Genomic DNA, 17760 nt, shown 5'->3' with positions numbered 1-17760 from the left:
TGCGGCGGCCTCAGTCGGCAGCCAGAATGGTGTCCCAGTCGGCGAACGCGCGCAGGCCGCTGCGCTCGGCGGTAATGATCGAGGCAGTGTTGTCGAGCTGGCAACGGTACTGAGGCTGCAGCCCGGCCGCCTGCGCGGACACGGCCATGGCGTGTACCAGCTGGCGCGCGTGCCCGCGACCGCGGGCCTCGGGCAGGGTCAGCACGCCCATGTCGGCCAGGGCTGGATCCAGGCTCCACGGGTACATGCTTCCCGCGGCAACCAGCCGCTCGCCATCGAAGGCGCCGAACACCTGCCAGTGGTCCAGCTCGACCCAGGCGGCATCGAGATCCTCTTCGCTGGCGTTGGCCTGGAACACCTCAAACGCGGCTGCGTCGGCCGGGTCGAGACGGCGGATAAGTGGTGGTGCAGGGCGCGCGGCCAGGGCCGCAAGTTCTGCGGCAGGGAAGTAGAAGACACGATCCGCACCATGCGTGCGCTGGCCGAGCTGCTGCAGGCGCTGTTGCAGCTGTGCCAGCGTCCAGTGCGGTTGCGCGTGCAGGTGCAGGCGAGCCGCCAGGGCAGGGCGCAACAGTGCGCGAGCGGGGCCCACGACCGGCTGCAGCAGCATGCCGTCCTCGCCCTCATCGAAATCATCGCTGCACGCCAACTGCAGCTGTGGATCATCCCGCAGCGTGCGCTGCCCGGAGAACACGCCGCGCCAGGTCGCATCGATCAACGGGGCAAACACATCATCCATGACCGGTGTCTCGCTCAGTGCCGGGGCAGGTCCACCTGCAGGCCGGCGGCCTTCCATTCGGGGTAACCGGCGGCGAGCCGCTGCGCGGTCAGTCCGGCCTCGCGCAGCATCGCCACCGCATCGTTGGACAGCACGCAGTAGGGGCCGCGGCAGTACGCGACAATGTGGACGGCACGCGGCAGTTCGTCCATCCGTGCACGCAGTTCCGTAACGGGAATGTTCAGCGCGCCGGGCAGGTGGCCCAGATCGAATTCCTCGCGCGGCCGCACATCCAGCAGCACCACGCTGCTGCGTTGTTCCAGCAGCTGCTCCACGGTCAGTCCTTCCAGCGCATCGCGGCGCTGCAGGCTGTCGTGGATCACGCCGTGCATTTCGCTGCGTTGGTGGTCGGCATAGTCGCGCAGTGCGGCCAGCAGGTTGCCCAGCGGGCCATCACCGCTGCGGTAGAGGATGCGCTTGCCGTCACGGCGGGTCTGTACCAGGCCGGCACGGCGCAGCTGCTGCAGGTGCTGGGAGGTATTGGCCACCGACAGGCCGGTCAGTTCAGCCAGGCGTTCCACGGCGCGCTCGCCCTGGGCGATGTGCTCCAGCAGGGCCAGGCGATGGGCATGGCCGAGCGTGCGGGCGATCTCGGCCAAGGCCTCCAGCGGTGAGGGTGGTGGCTCTGTTGCAGCGTTCATGCGGGGCACGCTAGCATCGCTCTATCATTCAAGCAAATAATTGAAGGTGTGCGATATGTCTGGCCAGGCGACATTCGTGATGGATGCTGTGGTAGTCGGCGTGGGAGCGACCGCAGTAATGGACCTGTGGGCGGTGGTGCAGCGGCGGCTGTTCGGCATTCCCTCGTTGGATTTTGCGATGGTCGGGCGTTGGCTGGGGCACCTGCCACGCGGGCGCTTCCGCCACGACGGCATCGGCCGCGCGGCAGCGGTCGGTGGCGAGCGCGCGCTGGGCTGGACCGCGCATTACGTGATCGGGGTGGTTTTCGCGGCGTTGTTGCTGGCCGTGGCAGGGAGCGATTGGGTGCATGCACCCATCCTGTGGCCGGCGCTGGCCTTCGGCATTCTCAGTGTTGCCGCGCCGTTCTTCATCCTGCAGCCGGGCATGGGTGCAGGCATTGCCGCTTCGAAGACCCCGGCGCCGGGCAAGGCACGCCTGCGCAGCCTGGTGGCGCACAGCGTGTTCGGCGTGGGCATGTACCTTTCCGCGCTGCTGTTGGCCGCGGTTCGTGCAACATGAGCGAGAATCGGCGGGGTCACCGGCAACAGGAACACCCCGGCATGGAAGCACCCAATCCCTTCACTGATGGCATGCCGCTACCGTGGGCATGGCAGGAAGCGTTGGCCGATGCGCGCATCGAGCGGCAGTCGATCGGCGTGTCGCGCGCGGATGTAGCCCGTGTGCAACGGCCGGGGCAGGCCGATGCCTTCGTGAAGTCGGAAGTGATCGACGCCTTCAGTGAGCTCGGTGATGAGATCGCGCGCCTGCGCTGGCTGCAGGAACAGGGACAACCGGCACCAACGGTAATTGCCACCGCCGAAGAAGCGGGCCGGCGCTGGTTGCTGATGAGCGCGCTGCCCGGCCGCGACCTGGCTTCGTCGCCGGAACTCGCGCCGCAGCAGCTGGTGGAACTGCTGGCCGACGCGCTGCGCGGGCTGCATGCGTTGCCGCTGGCAGCCTGTCCGTTTGACCAGCGACTGGCCTCGCGCCTGCAGGCCGCGCAGGCCCGCGTCGAAGCGGGCTTGGTGGATGCCGATGATTTCGATGATGAGCGCCTGGGCCAGAGTCCGCAGCAGGTCTTCGCCGAACTGTGCAGCACCCGGCCCGATCATGAAGACCTGGTGGTCAGCCATGGCGATGCCTGCCTGCCGAACCTGATGGTGGTCGAGGGGCGTTTCAGCGGTTTCATCGACTGTGGGCGACTGGGTGTTGCCGACCGCTACCAGGACCTGGCGCTGGCCGCGCGCAGCCTGGTCCACAACTTCGGCGACACGCGTTGGGTGGCGCCGTTGTTCCAGCGCTACGGCGCGGTGGCCGACGAGCGCCGGCTTGCGTTCTACCGGCTGCTCGACGAGTTCTTCTGAGCCCGCGCGTGGCTGGCGATGGCCGCGCAGATCAGGCCGCCCACCACGCTCAGGTGCTCCAGCGCGAAGAACAGGGCCAGCTGCTGTTCCGCGCCGTGCTTGGTCCAGAAGGTATGCACGACAACGATGGTCAGCAGCATGAACACTGCCAGCACGCCGCTGCCCAGCCAGAGCAGGCGATCAAGCAGCAGGCACAGTGCGCCGCCCAGCAGCACCACGGCGCTGGCGAGGTTGAACAGCACAGGCGGTTGCAGCCCGGCGGCCTGCATTTCGGCCACGCTGTTGTCCCACGCCAGCAGCTTGGCCAGGCCCGAGGACAGGAACGGCCAGCAGCAGCCGGGCGAGGAACCACAGCACGCGGCTGTCGAGCAGGGTGGCGATCATCCGTGGCATGCAGGAACTCCGGGTTGAGCGTTGGGCGGGCCGGGCAGCATCGGGCCTCAACAGCGGTTGAGGTCAAGGCTGGCTGAACGAAGCCCGATGGTGGTCGGGTTGTCGCCTTTTAATTGGACGAACGTTCGTTCACTATTCGCGCCATGAGCCGAGCCGACCGCAACGAGCAACGCATCGCGCAGATCCTGCAGGCCGCCCTGCAGTGCTTCCTCGAGAAGGGATTCCACCAGACCAGCATGCGTGACATCGCGCAGGCGGCCGGTGTCAGCCTGGGCAATCTCTACAACCACTTCCCGGGCAAGGAGGCGATCATCCTTGCCGTGGCGGTGGCTGAGAGCGAAGAGCTGGCACCGTTGCTGCAGCGACTGGCCGCGTCCGAAGGCGAGCGCGCACAGGTGCTGGCTTTCCTTCGGGACTTCCACGCACTGTGCCGGCAGCCGGAATGGGCGACGCTCGCCGTCGAAGTGCTGGCCGAGAGCGCACGCAATCCGGCCGTAGCCGAGGCATTTGCGGCCAATCGCAGGCAGTTGCAGGCGGTCCTGGCCGAAGCGCTGCAGCAGGTGGCACAGCGCGAACGCCGGCGTCCCGTGTTGGCCCCCGCATTGCAGGCGCAGGTGCTGCTGGATGCCATTGAAAGCGATGCACTGCGTCGGGGGCTGGGCGAAGCCGGTGGCGGCGATGAGGCATCGCTGGATCTTGGCCTGCTCGCGCTGCTGCTCGGGGCGCGCGCATGAGTGCCGTTGACCGGCGATTGCACGGCCTTGATCTGGCGCGCTACCTGGCCTTGGCCGGCATGGTGCTGGTCAACTTCCGCCTGGCGATGGCCGTGCCGGCAGAGGGCGCCGGATGGTTGGCAGGCTTCTTCCACTTTCTGGAAGGCAAGGCTTCGGCGACGTTCGTTACGCTGGCTGGCTTGGGCCTAGTGTTGGCCACGCAGCGGCAAGGGTGGTGGCCCGCCAGCGTGCAGACCATGAGGCGCGCGCTGTTCCTGCTGGCGCTGGGCCTGCTCAACCTGACCCTGTTCCCGGCCGACATCCTGCACTACTACGCGGTGTATTTCGCGCTGGCCGTGGTGTGGCTGCGTGCCTCGCCGCGCGTGCTGCTGACCAGCATCGTGGCCATTGCCGCCTGTTCGTTCTGGGCGCTGCTGCACTTGAATTACAGCGAAGGCTGGAACTGGCAGACGCTGGAATATGCCGGCCTGTGGCAATGGCCGGGCGCGGCCCGCAACCTGCTGTTCAATGGCTTCCACCCGTTGATGCCGTGGCTGTGCTTCTTCCTGCTGGGGATGCTTCTGGCACGGCTTCAGTTGTCGCAGCCGCGGGTACAGCATGCATTGCTGGTGCTGGGGCTGCTGCTGATCGGGGCTGGACATGGCGTGCAGCAGCTTGCGCAGGGAACGTCCTGGCAGGTGTGGCTGGGAACGCAGCCGATGCCGCCGGGACCGGCTTATGTGCTTACGGGCGCGGGTGCGGCCTGCAGTGTCATCGCCGCCTGCCTGTGGCTGGCGCGTGTGCGACCGGGTGACTGGTTGGAGCCGTTCACCGCGGCCGGACGCATGACCCTGACCCTGTATGTGGGCCACATCCTGCTGGGCATGGGCACGCTGGAAAGCCTGGGCCTGCTCGATGGCAGCGCGTCGCTCGCATCGGTGCTGCTGTGGGCGCTGCTGTTCCTGATGCTGGCGACGGGCGCGGCCTGGCTATGGTCGTGGCAGTTTGCACGCGGCCCGCTGGAGACGGTGATGCGGCGCATCGCAGGCTAGTTCCCTGGTCGTGCTCAAGTGATGTTGTGACGGACATGTCTGTGCCGCGGCGAACGCATCTGCGATAGTGGTGGCAGGTAACACTTTCCGCTTGCATCCATGTCATTCGCTTCGGCGCAGCATCTCGGCGAAGTCCTGCAACAATCCTATGGCATCACCCCCACCGCCGTGGTGCCACGCCCGGTGGGCGCCGACGCCAATGCCAGCGTGTATCGCGTCGATGCGCGGCACGGGCAGTGGTGGTTGAAATGCCGTACCTACCAGGTCGCCCCAGCGGTGTGGGACAGCCTGCATTGGATGCGCGGCACGCTGGGTATCGATGAGATCGTCGCGCCGTGGCCGGCGTTGACCGGTGGTGCGTCTGTGCAGCGCTGGGGATTGCAGTTCACCCTGTTCCCGTATGTGGAAGGCCAGTCCGGATTCGAGGCGGCGTTGAGCCGCACGCAGTGGAAACGGCTGGGGGAGGTGCTGCGGCGGCTGCATGGCGCGCAGTTGCCGGCGGAACTGCAGCAGGCACTGCCGATCGTACGGCTGGAAACCGCGGCGCTGGAGACCGTCGGGCAATGGTTGGCCGGCGAGGGCCTGGCGGCCGCGAAGGACGGGCTGGGCCGCGCATTCGTTTCGGTATGGGACCAGCAGCATGCGCGCATCGCGGCGCTGCATGCGCAGGCACGGGAGCTGCTAGCGGCGTTGCAGGACGCGCCGGTAGACCTGCATCTGTGCCACACCGATCTGCATGCCGGCAACCTGCTGATGGGCAATGACGGGGGCCTGCACCTGATCGATTGGGATGGTCTGTCGCTGGCCCCGCGCGAGCGTGACCTGATGTTCATCGGTGCCGCTGTTGGCGGGCGCTGGGGTCGCGAGAATCCACTGGGGTTCGAGGAGGGCTACGGCAGCGATCGCGGTGACCCGCGCTGGATCGCCTGGTACCGGCACTGGCGCATTCTGCAGGACCTGATCGAGTTCCAGCAGGTGCTGCTGGGCAGTGACGGGGAGGACCGATCGCCGCAGTTGCGCCGGCAGTCACTGCACTACCTGGGGGAGCAGTTCGCACCGGGCAATGTGTTCGATGCGGCGGAGCGGGTATATCGCGCGCTGGATCAGGTTCCAGGCCGTTGCCAGCATCGCCCCGGGTAGAGTCGACTGTTAGTCGACTATCGCGCGCAGCGCGGTTTCCGCCCGCTCCGAACGAAAAGCAGTCGACTAACAGTCGACTCTACCCATGGCCTGTCCATGCACGGCCCGTGGCTTGCCCGTGCAGGCCCCATGGCTTGTCCATGCAGATGGTTTTCATTCGGCGGGCTTGGCTGCTGCAGAGGCCGCCGCGCTTGCGGCGCGGCGCGACAACACGGCTTCGCGGTGGGCGATGTAGGCGTTGGCGGCGAGGATGATGCCGGCACCGATGAGCGTCCAGCGATCCACGCTTTCGTTGAACAGCAGCCAGCCGAGCAGCGTTACCAGCGGCAGCTGCAGGAAGCTGATCGGGGTCAGCGCCGAGACTTCACCGAGGCGCAACGCCCGCGTCCACAGCAGCTGGCCGACGGTGCCCAGCACGCCGGTGGCCAGCAGCCACAGCCACGCCATGCCGGAGGGCCAGACCCAGACGAACAGTGCCGGGACCAGCGACAGCGGCACCCAGAACACGTAGGTGTAGAGCACCACGGTGTCAGCGCTGTCGACACGGGTCAGCTGCTTGATCTGGATCGCCACCAATGAGCTGAGCACGGCGGCTGCCACCGCTACCAGGCTGCCGGCGGTGAAGCCGGCGGTGCCGGGGCGCACGATCACCAGCACACCGATGAATCCAACCACCACCGCGGCCCAGCGGCGTATACGCACGGTCTCGCCCAGCCATAGCACGGCGGCGATGGTGACGAACAACGGCGTGGAGTACGAGAGGGAAACCGCCTGCGCCAGTGGCAGATGGCCCAGTGCCCAGAACGCGCACAGCATCGAACCCAGGCCAATCGCACTGCGCACGAAGTAACGCGGCAGCTGCTGCGTTTTCAGTGGTGCATGGCCGGGGCGCAGCAGCATCGGCAGCAACGCGAGCAGGCCAAAGGCATTGCGAAAGAACGCCACTTCCTGGGTTGGTACGTACCGGGTGGCGTAGCGGATGGCGACGGCCATCAGGCCGAATGCCATCGTGCTGCCGAGCATCAGCAGCGCCGCCCGCATCGGGGTGGCGCTGGGGGAGAGGGCGGGGGTGTTCACCACTGTGCGCCGAGCAGGCGGGGCTCCGGTTCGATCGGCACGCCGAACTTCTCCAGCACTGAAGCGGAGATGCGTCGCGCCAGCGCCAGCAGTTCAGCGCCGCTGGCATTGCCATGGTTGACCAGTACCAGCGCGTGGCTGGGGGCCACGCCTGCATCGCCTTCGCGGAAGCCCTTCCAGCCGCAGGACTCGATCATCCATGCAGCCGAGACCTTGCGCTTGTCGTCCTGCTCGGCCGGGAACACGGGCAGGTCGGGGAAGTGCTGCAGCAGCACATCGACCTGTTCCAGCGGCAGCACCGGGTTCTTGAAGAAACTGCCGGCGTTGCCCAGCACATCCGGGTCGGGCAGCTTGCGGCGGCGGATCGCGATCACCGCGTTGGCCACGTCCACTGCGCTCGGCAGCTCCACGCCCTGTGCCTGCAGTTCCTCGCGGATGCCGGCATAGTCCATGCGCAGGTCGTGCAGCAGCGGCAACTTCAGTTCGATGGCGGTGATCAGGTAGCGGTCGATCTGCTGCTTGAACACGCTGTCGCGGTAGGTGAAGCGACACTGCTCGTTGTCCAGCCGTACCCAGGTTTGTTCCTGGCAGTCCCAGGCCTCGACCGCCTGAATGAACTCGCCGACCTGCGCACCGTAGGCGCCGATGTTCTGGATCGGCGCGGCACCGGCGGTGCCGGGAATCAGGGCCAGGTTCTCCAGCCCGGACAAGCCTTCCTGCAGCGACCACATCACCAGGCCATGCCAGGGCACGCCGGCCCCGGCGCGGATCACTGCGTGGTCAGCGCGGTGTTCCAGGAAACTGATGTCACGGTTGCCGAACACCAGCACGGTGCCCAGCAGGTCTTCGGCGATCAGTACGTTGCTGCCGGCACCCAGTACCAACAGGGGGCCGCTGGCCACTTCGGGCAATGCCAGCACTTCCGGCAGCAGTGCGGCATCGTGCAGTTCCAGCAGCTGCGCGGCGCTGGCCTGCACGTGGAAGGTGTTCAGCGCCTGCAGTGGCGCATTGCGGGTGAGCGTCCAGCGCAGCGGGGCGTTGCCGTCGACGGTATCCATGGGCGCGCTCACAGTGGGGCCACCGCGCCGCGGCTCGGCGCTTCGCGGCGGCGACGGATCGCCTCCACGCATTCGGAGACCAACGCCGGGCCACGGAAGATCAAGCCGCTGTAGCACTGCACCAGCGCCGCGCCCGCGGCCATCTTGGCCACCGCATCGGCACCGGACAGGATGCCTCCCACACCCACCAGCGGTACCGATTCGGGCAGGCGCGAGCGCAGGCGGCGCAGCACCAGGGTGGACTGCTCCAGCACCGGCGCACCGGACAGGCCGCCGGCCTCGTTGGCCAGCGGATCGCCGGCCACCTTGCTGTGGTCGATGGTGGTGTTGGTGGCGATCACGCCGTCCACCTGCAGTTCGCCCAGCACGCGCGCGGCGGCATCGATGTCGCGGTCACTCAGGTCCGGTGCCACCTTGACCAGCATCGGCACGCGGCGGCCGTGGCGCGCCGCGAGGTCTTCCTGGCGGTCACGCAACTGGCTGACCAGCTGGCGCAGCGCGGTCTCTTCCTGCAATTCACGCAGGCCGGCGGTGTTGGGCGAGGAGATGTTGACGGTGATGTAGTCCGCCAGCGGATACACCTTGTCCAGGCAGGCGATGTAATCGTCCACCGCCTGTTCGTTCGGGGTGTCCTTGTTCTTGCCGATGTTGATGCCGAGCAGGCCGCGGCGGTTGCGCGCGCGCTCGACATTGCGCACCAGCGCGTCCACGCCCGCATTGTTGAAGCCCATGCGGTTGATGATCGCGTTGTGTTCCGGCAGGCGGAACAGGCGCGGCTGCGGGTTGCCGGCCTGCGGGCGCGGGGTGATGGTGCCGATCTCGACGAAGCCGAAGCCGAGCGCGAACAGCGCATCGATGTGCTCGCCATTCTTGTCCAGGCCGGCGGCCAGGCCGACCGGATTGGGGAAGGTCAGCCCGAACACCGTGCTGGGCATCGGCGCGATGCGTGCGGCCAGCAGCGGCGTGGTGCCGGTGCGGTAGGCCAGGTCCAGTGCGGACAGGCCGAGGCCGTGGGCGCGCTCGGCGTCGAGCGAGAACAGGAAGGGGCGGGCAAGCGAATACATGCGTCGGTTCAGTCCAGCGTGCCGAGGAAGGCTCGGGTTCGATATTCAAAAGCGACCTGGCCGTCGACCGCGTGGGCGGCGAACAGGTCCTGCAGAGCGTCGATCATCGGCGCGTGGCGAGGATGACCGGATTGGGGTGCGTAGGAGGAGGACAGCAGGCGCCCGCGCAGGGCGTCGAAGTCCAGATGCTGTACGTTCGGCAACTCCACCATGCCGCGCAGGCCGCGGCCGAACCAGGCCTGCATGGTGGCATCGTCCTGGTAGCGCTCGGCCACCGCGGTGTAATCGGTGCCGTAGTCCAGCAGCAGCTGTTCATAGCCGATCAGGAATGGACTGGCATCGAGCAGGCGCGAATTCCAGTAGATCAGTGCCAGGCCACCGGGGCAGAGGATGCGCTGCCACTCGGCGCGCACTGCCACGGTGTCGAACCAGTGGAACGCCTGCGCGACGCTGACCAGATCGATGCTGGCATCGTCCAGGCCGGTGGCCTCGGCGCGGCCATCGACGGCGGAAAAGCCCGGATACTGCGGCGCCAGCCACTCTTCGGCGGCGGCGCGCATGGCGGCGTTCGGCTCGACCGCCACCAGCGGATGACCGCTGGCCAGAAACTGACGGCTGGAAATGCCGGTGCCAGCCCCGATGTCGGCGACACGGGCCTGGTGACTGACATCCATCGGGCCGTGCAGCCATTCCAGCAGCGCGGGCGGGTAATCGGGCCGGTAGCGGACGTAGTCGGCGACGCGGCTGCTGAAGCGTTCAGTGCTGTCGGAGGTGGTCATGGCGTCAGTTCGACACCGCGGCCAGCCACGCCAGGCCACCGAAGAACAGGATGAAGACCAGGATGGCGGCAAGTACCGCGCCGACCATCACCCAGCCCAGCACCAGGCCGGTAACGGCCAGGCCATCACCTTCCAGTTCGTGCGGGCGGCGGCGGATCTCGGCGCGGGCCATGTGGCCGGTGATGATGGCCACGATGCTGGCCACGAAGGGCAGGACGGTCCAGCTGGCGATGCCCATGACCAGGCTGACCACGGCCAGGGCGCTTGTCTGTCGGGGTGCCACGCTCATCGGGGTCCTCCTTGGCAGTGTGCACATGATAGTGCCTCTGCCCAGGCAATCCCATGCCCGGCGGATGCGATGGCAGGCGTGGACCCTGGTGGGCGAACGAGGTGCCAGCCCTGGTAGGCGCCGACCTTGGTCGACGAAAGCCATTTCAGCAGGGTAGGCGTCGACCTTGGTCGACGAAAGGCATGCCAACCAAGGTTGGCAGCTACCGGAGTGCCGGTAAAGGCATGCCAACCAAGGTTGGCAGCTACCGGAGTGCCGGTATCAGCCCATCAACACCTGGCCGCCATCCACGTTGAGCACGCTGCCGGTGACCCAGCGCGCCAGCGGCGAGCACAGGAACAGGGCGGCGTCGGCAATTTCGCGCGGATGGCCGAAGCGGCCGAACGGAATCTTCGCCAGGGTGCCGTGGTACAGCGCCGGATCTTCGGTGCGACGGCGATCCCACAGGCCGTCATCGAATTCAATCGAACCGGGGGCGATGGCGTTGACCCGGATCCGGTCCTTGGCCAGCGCCAATGCCTGCGACGTGGTGTAGTGCGACAGCGCGGCCTTTGCGGCGGCGTAGGGCGCGCCACCGGGGCGTGGCTGCTGTGCGGCAATCGAGGACAGGTTGAGGATGCAGGCATCGCTGGATGCGCGCAGCCACGGCAGTGCCAGGCGCGAGGCCCGTACCGCCGCCATCAGGTCGATCTGCAGGCTGGCGGCCCAGCCATCCTCGTCGTCGGCCATGCCGTAGCCGGTAGCGTTGTTGATCAGTACATCGATGCCGCCGAGTGCATCGGCAGCGGCCTGCAGCCAGGCCTGGATCTGGCCGGCGTCGGCCAGATCGGCGGAGACGGTATGCAGTGGGGTGCCCTGTGCCTGCGCATCGGCACGCAGGGCATCCAGGCCGGCCTGGCCACGTGCGCAGACCGAGACCTGCGCACCGGCGCCGGCAAATGCCAACGCCATTTCACGACCGATGCCCTTGCTGCCGCCGGCGATCAGCACGCGGCGACCGGTGAAGTCGAGGGTCGGAGCCCCATTGGGGATCCGGCCCTGGGCAGGGGTCAGATCCCCGGAGGGGCTCTGACCCGCAGCCATGGCAGAAACGTCTGCCATCACAGATCGAACTTGATGCCCTGGGCCAGCGGCAGCGAGTCCGAATAGTTGATGGTGTTGGTCTGGCGGCGCATGTAGACCTTCCAGGCGTCCGAACCGGACTCGCGGCCACCGCCGGTGTCCTTCTCGCCACCGAAGGCGCCACCGATCTCCGCACCGGACGTGCCGATGTTGATGTTGGCGATGCCGCAGTCGCTGCCAGCGGCCGACAGGAACTTCTCGGCAGTCTTCAGGTTCTGGGTGAAGATCGAGGACGACAGGCCCTGCGGCACGCCATTCTGCATGTCGATGGCTTCATCGAGGGTGTCGTACGGCATCACGTACAGGATCGGCGCGAAGGTCTCGTGCTGGACCACGGCATCGCTGTTCTTCAGGCCGGAGACAATCGCCGGCAGCACGAAGTTGCCGGCGCGGTCGATGCGGGTGCCGCCGGTTTCGATGGTGCCGCCGGCCGCCTTGGCCTGGGCGATGGCATCGAGGAACTGCTGCACGGCGCCATCGCTGTTCAGTGGGCCCATCAGGTTGGCCGCATCGGTCGGGTCGCCGATCTTGCCTTCGACCTGCTTGTAGGCCTTGACCAGGGTGGCCAGCACGTCGGCGTAGATCGAGCGGTGCACGATCAGGCGGCGGGTGGTGGTGCAGCGCTGGCCGGCGGTGCCGACAGCGCCGAACACGATGCCCGGCACGGCCAGCTTCAGGTCGGCGGTTTCGTCCAGGATGATGGCGTTGTTGCCGCCCAGTTCCAGCAGGCAGCGGCCGAGGCGACGCGCGACCTTCTCGTTGACGGTGCGGCCGACCTGGGTCGAGCCGGTGAAGCTGATCAGCGGCACGCGACGGTCATCGACCATCTTTTCCGACAGCGCGGTGCCCGCATCGTTGATCAGGAAGAAGATGTCCGGGAAACCGGCTTCGCGCAGGGCGTCGTTGCAGATCTTCAGCGAGGCGATGGCGGTCAGCGGCGTCTTGTTGGACGGCTTCCAGATGCACACGTCGCCACAGATGGCGGCCAGGAACGAGTTCCAGCTCCACACCGCGACCGGGAAGTTGAAGGCAGAGATGATGCCGACCAGGCCCAGCGGGTGGTACTGCTCGTACATGCGGTGGCCGGGGCGCTCGGAATGCATGGTGTAGCCGTACAGCATGCGGCTCTGGCCCACGGCGAAATCGGCGATGTCGATCATCTCCTGCACTTCGCCGTCGCCTTCCGGCTTGCTCTTGCCCATTTCCAGCGCCACCAGCGAACCCAGGGCGTCCTTGTGCTTGCGCAGTGCTTCGCCGCACAGGCGCACGGCTTCGCCGCGACGCGGGGCCGGCGTGGTACGCCAGATCTTGAAGGCTTCCTGGGCGCGGGCGACGACGGTCTCGTACTCGGCCTCGGTGGTCGCGCGGACCTGCGCGATCGGCTCGCCGGTGGTCGGGTTGACCGGGGTGATCAGCTCACCGCTGGTCGCGCTCGACCACTCCCCGTTGCCCAGGTACGTGCCAGCGTTGATCGCGTCCAGGCCAAGGGACTTGAGCAGCTCGGAAGACATGCAGACTCCTGTGTTTCGTTACGTTGTTTGGTGCCATCGCGGGCAGGTGGGGGGTGCGATGAACTGAATCGCCGATGGTAGCAGAGCGGCCTGTCCGGCCATGGTGCAACGCGCCAGCGCCGCCGTGTGGAGCACGAATGCTTGGAGGGCAGGGTGTGTTGCCTGTAAACTTCCCGGCTGCATGGCCCCGTAGCTCAGCTGGATAGAGCGTCCCCCTCCTAAGGGGAAGGTCGCCCGTTCGAATCGGGCCGGGGTCACCAGAATCAATAACTTAGGAAGACTCAGTAGCGAGCATTTCCCACTGTTTCCTGCATATCCACAGGATTTGGTCCCAGTGGTCCCAGCGCCGCGGATCAGTACTTGAGCTTCGCTACGGCGCCGTCGTCGCCCTCAGGAGTTAGGTGAGCGTAGAACTTCTCGGTCGTGGCGTAATCAGCGTGCCCGGCCAGAATCTGCACCCGTCGCAACGGAACCCCGGCGATCACCATGTGGGCGCAGAAGGTGTGCCGCAGCCGGTGGAGGCTGCCACCGATTCCCGCACGTTTGGCATCTGAGGCGAACCAGTCGGACAGCGTGTCCCTGTGCACGGCCACCAGCGGATCGGGTAGGTGGCGAAGCGCCCAGCGTGCATACCGATTCAGCGGCACCTCGCGCCACTTGCCCGACTTCGTGCGTCCCTGGCCATCTTCGTCTGGATCGCTTTCGATCCTGAGCCTGCACCCGGCCACCGCATCCTTGCCCATTCCAACCACCTCGCCGAGACGCAGACCCGTGTGGGCCATGAACAGCCACAGGGGTGCCCGGGCCGGGTTCGCCCGGTACAGCTTGCGCATCGCGGCCCGGTCGTAGAACCGCACCGCTACGCTGCGGACGCCGCGCGTGCCTGGGTTTCCTCCAGCGGGTTGAAGTCCAGTTCCTTCCACTTCACGCCACGCCGGAACGCGGCCTGCAGCCTACGCACCTCCTTGCCCACGGTCTCTGGTGCCACCTTGTCCTTGGTCAGGCGATCTGTCTTGTATGACTCCATTTCCATCGGGCGCAGGGTGTCGATCGGTCGATGGCCGAGGCGAGCAATGAACAGTCGGACTTCGCTCTTTGCCTTGCCGTGCGTAGTCGGGTCTTCCACCTTGTACCAGTCCAGGTACGCCTCCAGGAAATCCCTGACAGTGGGCAGCCGGGGGAGGATGCGCACACCATGGGTCAGTTCCGCTTCTTTCGCTGCTCGTACGCGCTCAGCCTCGCGTGGGCTGACGCGACCAATGGCGACACGGCTTCGCTTGCCGCCTTCCCGCCAGTTGAGGTACGCGGCGACATCGCGCCAGAAGATTGTGACCTTGACCATTGCTTGGAGCCGTAGATTGCAGAGTAGAGGGCAGCCTTCTCGTAGAGCTTCTTGCCCATGAAATTTCGTGGTTCGATGCCGTAGTCGGCGATGTTCGAATCGAACTGGCTTCGTGAAACCCCGCAGTAGTGCGCGGCCTCGTCCACGGTGAGCCAGTCCTTTCCGACGATGTCTAGCTTTTCAGCAGCTCCCATCGAGTCCTCCTTCAGTTCGCGGCCAGCGCAGCGCGCAGCTGCTCGGTGGCCTGGGTTGCTGCATCGCGCATGCGCAGAACCTCTGCGCGAAGGCAGATCACTTCATCGGCCGCGACCACCAGCTGCTCGCGCAGCACGTCCTTGGCCGGCTGCCTCATGCGGCGCGGTTCGCGGGGGAAGAGCTGGGCGTTCATGCGGCAGCCCCGAACAGGTCATCGTTCTTTCGAAATGCCGGTTCGAGCTTCATGCAATACCCTTCGAGCCCACAGGCGGCCAGCTGCCGCGCGTTGGATTCCCCGTAGGCTATGAGGACGGACGGTGCCCGTCGCTCATTGCTGGTTTGCCGTCTGGTGAACAGAACGCGATGCGGCCGCGCAAGAACAGAACTGCGTGGGCCCGTGGCCAGACCTGATCCTGGAACATGGTCGTCTCGGTTCGTGCAAAAACCAGAGCCACACCGTTCCCATGTTCCGCCATCCGCTGAAGCCAGCGAACGGCTTGGGCCCCATATGGCGGATTGCACCACACCCGACCTTGCCACTCCGCCGTCAGGCCGTCCCCGGGCAACTCGATGTGCCTGGCGGCCGACGGCCAAGGGCGTGGCGAAGGGGCTGCGCAGGGGTCGAGGTCGAAGGGACCGAGCGCGGCGAGGATGTGTGGCGGCGTGAGCCACGTTTCCTTGTTGAAGCCGCCGCCGTCGGCGTTTCCAAACTTATTGGCCATGAGCTCACCTCCGCCAGCACCAGCGCAGCCCGGCGCGCGCGGCAAGGCATGCGCGGCTGATCGCCCACAGGGTGGCGATGCCGGCCGCAAACCCGGCCAGGGCGAACACGTGGACCATTGCGGCGGTGAGCAGCTGGTCAGTCATGGGCAATCTCCGAGAGACGCGCAGTCGTGGCAAATGGATTACTAGGCAGGATGGAGCAGTGGGCAGCCCCAATGTGCAGATTCCGATGGTTGCCCGTCGCCGAAAGCGCGCCGTTATCTGGTTTAGCGCTGAGCGCCGTGTCAGACACGGCGGCTCTCCATGGCAGAATGGCGTCTCCACCATATGGAAATGGCCAGATGATCGTTGCTGAAGTCATGGTTCCTTGCTTCAATTTCGCGCCCACCTGTCGACTTGACTGGACGGCCGTGTCTGCTATCGGTGGTTGGGCTGCTGCCATTGCCACATTTCTCGCGGTGTACGTTCCCGCTCGCAACTACAAGGTGGATAACGAGAGGCGTGCCACGCGAGAGCGTCAGATCTCGTTTATCGAAATCAATCGTCTTCTTCCGAAAATCCTCGACGTGCGGGATCAAACTAAGACGATTAAGAACAAGATCCTGCCTGAAATACCGAAGGCCTTGGCCGCTGGGGCCGACGCCAAGACTGTCTCAGGTCTTCTGAGGGTTAAGGGGCAAGTTCCATTTGTCATCCTCTCTGATGGCCTGGAAATGATCTCTATTGGTGTCTCCAATTTGCAGTCCAGCCTTGATGTGCTGAATGCCTTTCTGGACGCCGGCGAGGAGATTGATATGTATGGTAATCATCCTTTTCATAGACTCTCTGATTACACGACGGCTCTTGACAACGTGGAGCTCGCCGCCCAGAACGTCTTGCTCGCGATAAAGAAGCTCACCGGTATTGACCTTGGAGGCCACGAACAAGGGAGTTGAGTGTCTGTGGTTCAGCGATCAGCATTGATTGGATCGCATGATCGCGCGCCGCGGCGGTCGGTCAGGATCATGTCGCGGTTGCTGGTCTCGCTCCAGACGACGGTAGTTCGTCAGAGCCGTTCCTACACTTAGACCCGCTCGTTCCGATGGATGAAGGTCATGGCAGAATCGGCTCCAGCACAGAGAGGGGGACCATGGGATGGCTCTGGGATTTGGTGAATGCCTTTCGATGAAGGCGGAGTGCGCGACGTTCTGGGCGGGGTGGGGAGCCATCGCCACCGCAGCCGTGGGTCTGGTGACTGTTCTGGTTGCTTTCCTTGCGTGGCGCACATCCCGGCAAGCCGCAACTATCGCTGCGAGGCAACACCTGGACTCTCAGGTTCTGTGGAAGGCACAAGCCCGAATCGTTGGACGCCTTTTGCTTCACGAAGTGACCGCTGTGCCGAAGAAGATCCAGACCTACGCGGCTGAACTTGACGCATTGCCCACACTCGACCCGAGCAGGGTCAAAGATTGGCGCGCCGTGAAAAACGCAGTTGAGCGCCTCGCCGAACCTTTGTTGCCCAGCGCGGAAGCCATCGCCGAGCGGATCCACTACCTGTCCGTAGATCTCGGCGCGGACCTGGCGACGATGATCAGCCACAGCAGGGATATCAACGCGGCTGCCTGCCACATCGCCGCGCACATCCACGAGCACCAGCCGATACCGACGATCATGGCTACACGTATCAGCGTCTCGTACACCGGCAGGCGGATGGCTTTGGAGGTGCTGCGGCAGCAACTTCAATTCGTGGCTAGCATCGCTCCTGATCTGGTCGATCGCTTCCGCGAGGAGGTTCTCAGCGAAAGCGAGCGCACCGAGGGACAGGAAAGAATCCCGGTCGCTTAAATTGCTTACTCTGCCAGCCCCATCGCAACTAGGTCGATCTCATCCACCTGGTCGCGAAGGTGGCGGCGCGCGCGGCGCAGGTGCCTGGCGATCACTGCGCGGTCTTATTGGGCAAAGAAGGTCTCTGCGTGCATGTGCAGCGCACGGCGGTGGTCGCGGCGGTACAGGCGCCAGGTGATTGCGCTGCCGTCGACGGTTGGGAACCGGCCCCAAGCGAAGCCCAGCGTCTCCTTGGGCGCGCGGCGTTCGATGTGGCGGCTCATGCCTTTGCTGCCTTCTTACCACCGCGGCGACCGTGTCGAGCCTCAACCACCTGCCTGCGGCTGATCGTGCTCTTGTCGATGCCGCTTGTGCCCGAGATTTCGACCTTGCCGCCGGCGGCCTTGAAGCGTGCGATGTCACTCGCCAGCTTCTGCCGGGCCTGGTCCTTTTCGCGGTCGGTCGCGCCACTGAAGACGGGCTTCACGTGGATGCTGGTCATGCTGCTGCTCCTTCGTAGACCCAGCTGCGCACCGTCCCGAACGGGACACCCAGCGCGGCGCTGATCTGGTTGACGGTGTTGCCGCTGGCCCGGAGCTGCCGGGCGCGGCGTTTAGTGGTGGCCGGCCAGTACCGGGCATGACGCTGGCGCGGTACCGGCATCCCTTGGCAGCGG

The 17760-nt window shown here is 65.9% G+C and carries 24 protein-coding genes, 1 tRNA gene and 1 pseudogene; 8 read left to right on the top strand and 18 right to left on the bottom strand.

Translation table 11 applies throughout. The features are described 5' to 3' along the window. Positions 1-10 precede the first annotated feature (10 nt). Both AC5P67_RS16025 and AC5P67_RS16020 read right to left on the bottom strand, forming a co-directional pair. Positions 11-739 (bottom strand): GNAT family N-acetyltransferase, encoded by a 729-nt coding sequence (locus AC5P67_RS16025; RefSeq protein ID WP_049449621.1) that lies wholly within the window; start codon positions 737-739, stop codon positions 11-13. A 14-nt stretch (positions 740-753) separates the two neighbouring features. After that, on the bottom strand, positions 754-1419 hold the full coding sequence (locus AC5P67_RS16020) for an ArsR/SmtB family transcription factor (RefSeq protein ID WP_005409356.1): 666 nt from the start codon (positions 1417-1419) through the stop codon (positions 754-756). Between the two features lie 55 nt (positions 1420-1474). Here AC5P67_RS16020 and AC5P67_RS16015 point away from each other — a divergent pair, with 55 nt between their 5' ends. Continuing rightward, complete coding sequence (locus tag AC5P67_RS16015; protein ID WP_329754689.1) at positions 1475-1978, top strand: DUF2938 domain-containing protein; 504 nt, start codon at positions 1475-1477, stop codon at positions 1976-1978. Between the two features lie 41 nt (positions 1979-2019). Then, complete coding sequence (locus AC5P67_RS16010; RefSeq protein WP_111189369.1) at positions 2020-2823, top strand: APH(3')-II family aminoglycoside O-phosphotransferase; 804 nt, start codon at positions 2020-2022, stop codon at positions 2821-2823. Here AC5P67_RS16010 and AC5P67_RS16005 read toward each other — a convergent pair. Continuing rightward, positions 2796-3216, bottom strand: a pseudogene (locus AC5P67_RS16005) (DoxX family membrane protein). The gene AC5P67_RS16010 and the pseudogene AC5P67_RS16005 sit on opposite strands and share 28 nt — an antisense overlap. Positions 3217-3359: 143 nt before the next feature. Between AC5P67_RS16005 and AC5P67_RS16000 the strand changes: the two are divergent. The 3 genes from AC5P67_RS16000 (at position 3360) to AC5P67_RS15990 (ending at position 6121) form a co-directional block, all read left to right on the top strand. Beyond that, positions 3360-3950 (top strand): TetR/AcrR family transcriptional regulator, encoded by a 591-nt coding sequence (locus AC5P67_RS16000; RefSeq protein WP_049449614.1) that lies wholly within the window; start codon positions 3360-3362, stop codon positions 3948-3950. Continuing rightward, on the top strand, positions 3947-4981 hold the full coding sequence (locus AC5P67_RS15995) for a DUF418 domain-containing protein (protein ID WP_329754688.1): 1035 nt from the start codon (positions 3947-3949) through the stop codon (positions 4979-4981). The genes AC5P67_RS16000 and AC5P67_RS15995 overlap by 4 nt, the downstream gene beginning before the upstream one ends. A 99-nt stretch (positions 4982-5080) precedes the next feature. Beyond that, positions 5081-6121, top strand: a complete 1041-nt coding sequence (locus AC5P67_RS15990; RefSeq protein WP_076738963.1) for an aminoglycoside phosphotransferase family protein — start codon at positions 5081-5083, stop codon at positions 6119-6121. 153 nt (positions 6122-6274) lie between these two features. Here the strand turns inward: AC5P67_RS15990 and AC5P67_RS15985 are convergent, their stop codons facing one another. From AC5P67_RS15985 to amaB, 7 genes are all read right to left on the bottom strand, one after another. Then, the gene (locus AC5P67_RS15985) at positions 6275-7162 is read right to left on the bottom strand and encodes a DMT family transporter (protein WP_032966688.1); all 888 of its coding nucleotides are present in this window, start codon (positions 7160-7162) and stop codon (positions 6275-6277) included. 32 nt (positions 7163-7194) lie between these two features. Beyond that, positions 7195-8256 (bottom strand): UDP-N-acetylmuramate dehydrogenase, encoded by a 1062-nt coding sequence (gene murB, locus AC5P67_RS15980; RefSeq protein ID WP_076739012.1) that lies wholly within the window; start codon positions 8254-8256, stop codon positions 7195-7197. A gap of 8 nt (positions 8257-8264) precedes the next feature. Beyond that, the gene (locus AC5P67_RS15975) at positions 8265-9320 is read right to left on the bottom strand and encodes a quinone-dependent dihydroorotate dehydrogenase (RefSeq protein ID WP_005409365.1); all 1056 of its coding nucleotides are present in this window, start codon (positions 9318-9320) and stop codon (positions 8265-8267) included. 8 nt (positions 9321-9328) lie between these two features. Next, on the bottom strand, positions 9329-10099 hold the full coding sequence (locus AC5P67_RS15970; RefSeq protein ID WP_049396305.1) for a class I SAM-dependent methyltransferase: 771 nt from the start codon (positions 10097-10099) through the stop codon (positions 9329-9331). 4 nt (positions 10100-10103) lie between these two features. Beyond that, positions 10104-10388, bottom strand: a complete 285-nt coding sequence (locus AC5P67_RS15965) for a DUF4190 domain-containing protein (protein WP_005413144.1) — start codon at positions 10386-10388, stop codon at positions 10104-10106. 261 nt (positions 10389-10649) lie between these two features. Further along, positions 10650-11489: an SDR family NAD(P)-dependent oxidoreductase gene (locus AC5P67_RS15960; RefSeq protein ID WP_076738965.1), complete on the bottom strand. Its 840-nt coding sequence runs from the start codon at positions 11487-11489 to the stop codon at positions 10650-10652. Beyond that, positions 11489-13021: an L-piperidine-6-carboxylate dehydrogenase gene (amaB, locus tag AC5P67_RS15955; RefSeq protein ID WP_012480007.1), complete on the bottom strand. Its 1533-nt coding sequence runs from the start codon at positions 13019-13021 to the stop codon at positions 11489-11491. The genes AC5P67_RS15960 and amaB overlap by 1 nt, the downstream gene beginning before the upstream one ends. A gap of 183 nt (positions 13022-13204) precedes the next feature. On the opposite strand from amaB, the gene AC5P67_RS15950 reads away from it, so the two are divergent. Beyond that, positions 13205-13281: transfer RNA gene (locus AC5P67_RS15950), tRNA-Arg, on the top strand. A gap of 93 nt (positions 13282-13374) precedes the next feature. Here the strand turns inward: AC5P67_RS15950 and AC5P67_RS15945 are convergent. The 6 genes from AC5P67_RS15945 to AC5P67_RS15920 all read right to left on the bottom strand — a co-directional run bounded on the left by AC5P67_RS15945 (position 13375) and on the right by AC5P67_RS15920 (position 15425). After that, positions 13375-13854 carry a tyrosine-type recombinase/integrase gene (locus AC5P67_RS15945; RefSeq protein WP_329754709.1) on the bottom strand — a complete coding sequence of 160 codons (480 nt, stop codon included), beginning with the start codon at positions 13852-13854 and terminating at the stop codon, positions 13375-13377. Between the two features lie 26 nt (positions 13855-13880). Further along, positions 13881-14213: a site-specific integrase gene (locus AC5P67_RS15940; RefSeq protein WP_227415226.1), complete on the bottom strand. Its 333-nt coding sequence runs from the start codon at positions 14211-14213 to the stop codon at positions 13881-13883. An 8-nt stretch (positions 14214-14221) separates the two neighbouring features. Continuing rightward, the gene (locus AC5P67_RS15935; protein ID WP_227415225.1) at positions 14222-14557 is read right to left on the bottom strand and encodes a hypothetical protein; all 336 of its coding nucleotides are present in this window, start codon (positions 14555-14557) and stop codon (positions 14222-14224) included. An 11-nt stretch (positions 14558-14568) separates the two neighbouring features. Continuing rightward, a complete protein-coding gene (locus AC5P67_RS15930) occupies positions 14569-14751 on the bottom strand; it encodes a hypothetical protein (protein ID WP_062605956.1) in 183 nt (60 codons plus the stop codon). 109 nt (positions 14752-14860) lie between these two features. Further along, positions 14861-15280, bottom strand: coding sequence for a DNA N-6-adenine-methyltransferase (locus AC5P67_RS15925; RefSeq protein ID WP_196757850.1), 420 nt, complete (start codon positions 15278-15280; stop codon positions 14861-14863). Between the two features lie 4 nt (positions 15281-15284). Then, on the bottom strand, positions 15285-15425 hold the full coding sequence (locus tag AC5P67_RS15920; RefSeq protein ID WP_171968965.1) for a hypothetical protein: 141 nt from the start codon (positions 15423-15425) through the stop codon (positions 15285-15287). A gap of 197 nt (positions 15426-15622) precedes the next feature. Here AC5P67_RS15920 and AC5P67_RS15915 point away from each other — a divergent pair, with 197 nt between their 5' ends. Then, on the top strand, positions 15623-16216 hold the full coding sequence (locus tag AC5P67_RS15915; RefSeq protein ID WP_049431021.1) for a hypothetical protein: 594 nt from the start codon (positions 15623-15625) through the stop codon (positions 16214-16216). Positions 16217-16415: 199 nt separating this feature from the next. Continuing rightward, a complete protein-coding gene (locus AC5P67_RS15910; protein WP_100443549.1) occupies positions 16416-17105 on the top strand; it encodes a hypothetical protein in 690 nt (229 codons plus the stop codon). 104 nt (positions 17106-17209) lie between these two features. On the opposite strand, the gene AC5P67_RS15905 is transcribed toward AC5P67_RS15910, so the two are convergent. Both AC5P67_RS15905 and AC5P67_RS15900 read right to left on the bottom strand, forming a co-directional pair. Then, positions 17210-17368: a hypothetical protein gene (locus AC5P67_RS15905; RefSeq protein WP_329754707.1), complete on the bottom strand. Its 159-nt coding sequence runs from the start codon at positions 17366-17368 to the stop codon at positions 17210-17212. Next, complete coding sequence (locus AC5P67_RS15900; protein WP_049431011.1) at positions 17365-17586, bottom strand: hypothetical protein; 222 nt, start codon at positions 17584-17586, stop codon at positions 17365-17367. The genes AC5P67_RS15905 and AC5P67_RS15900 overlap by 4 nt, the downstream gene beginning before the upstream one ends. Positions 17587-17760: the final 174 nt, after the last annotated feature.

The sequence above is a fragment of the Stenotrophomonas sp. YJH_SMC_21 genome (genome assembly GCF_059369555.1).
Note: the sequence above shows the minus strand (reverse complement) of the source record. Positions and strands in the feature narration are given on the sequence as shown.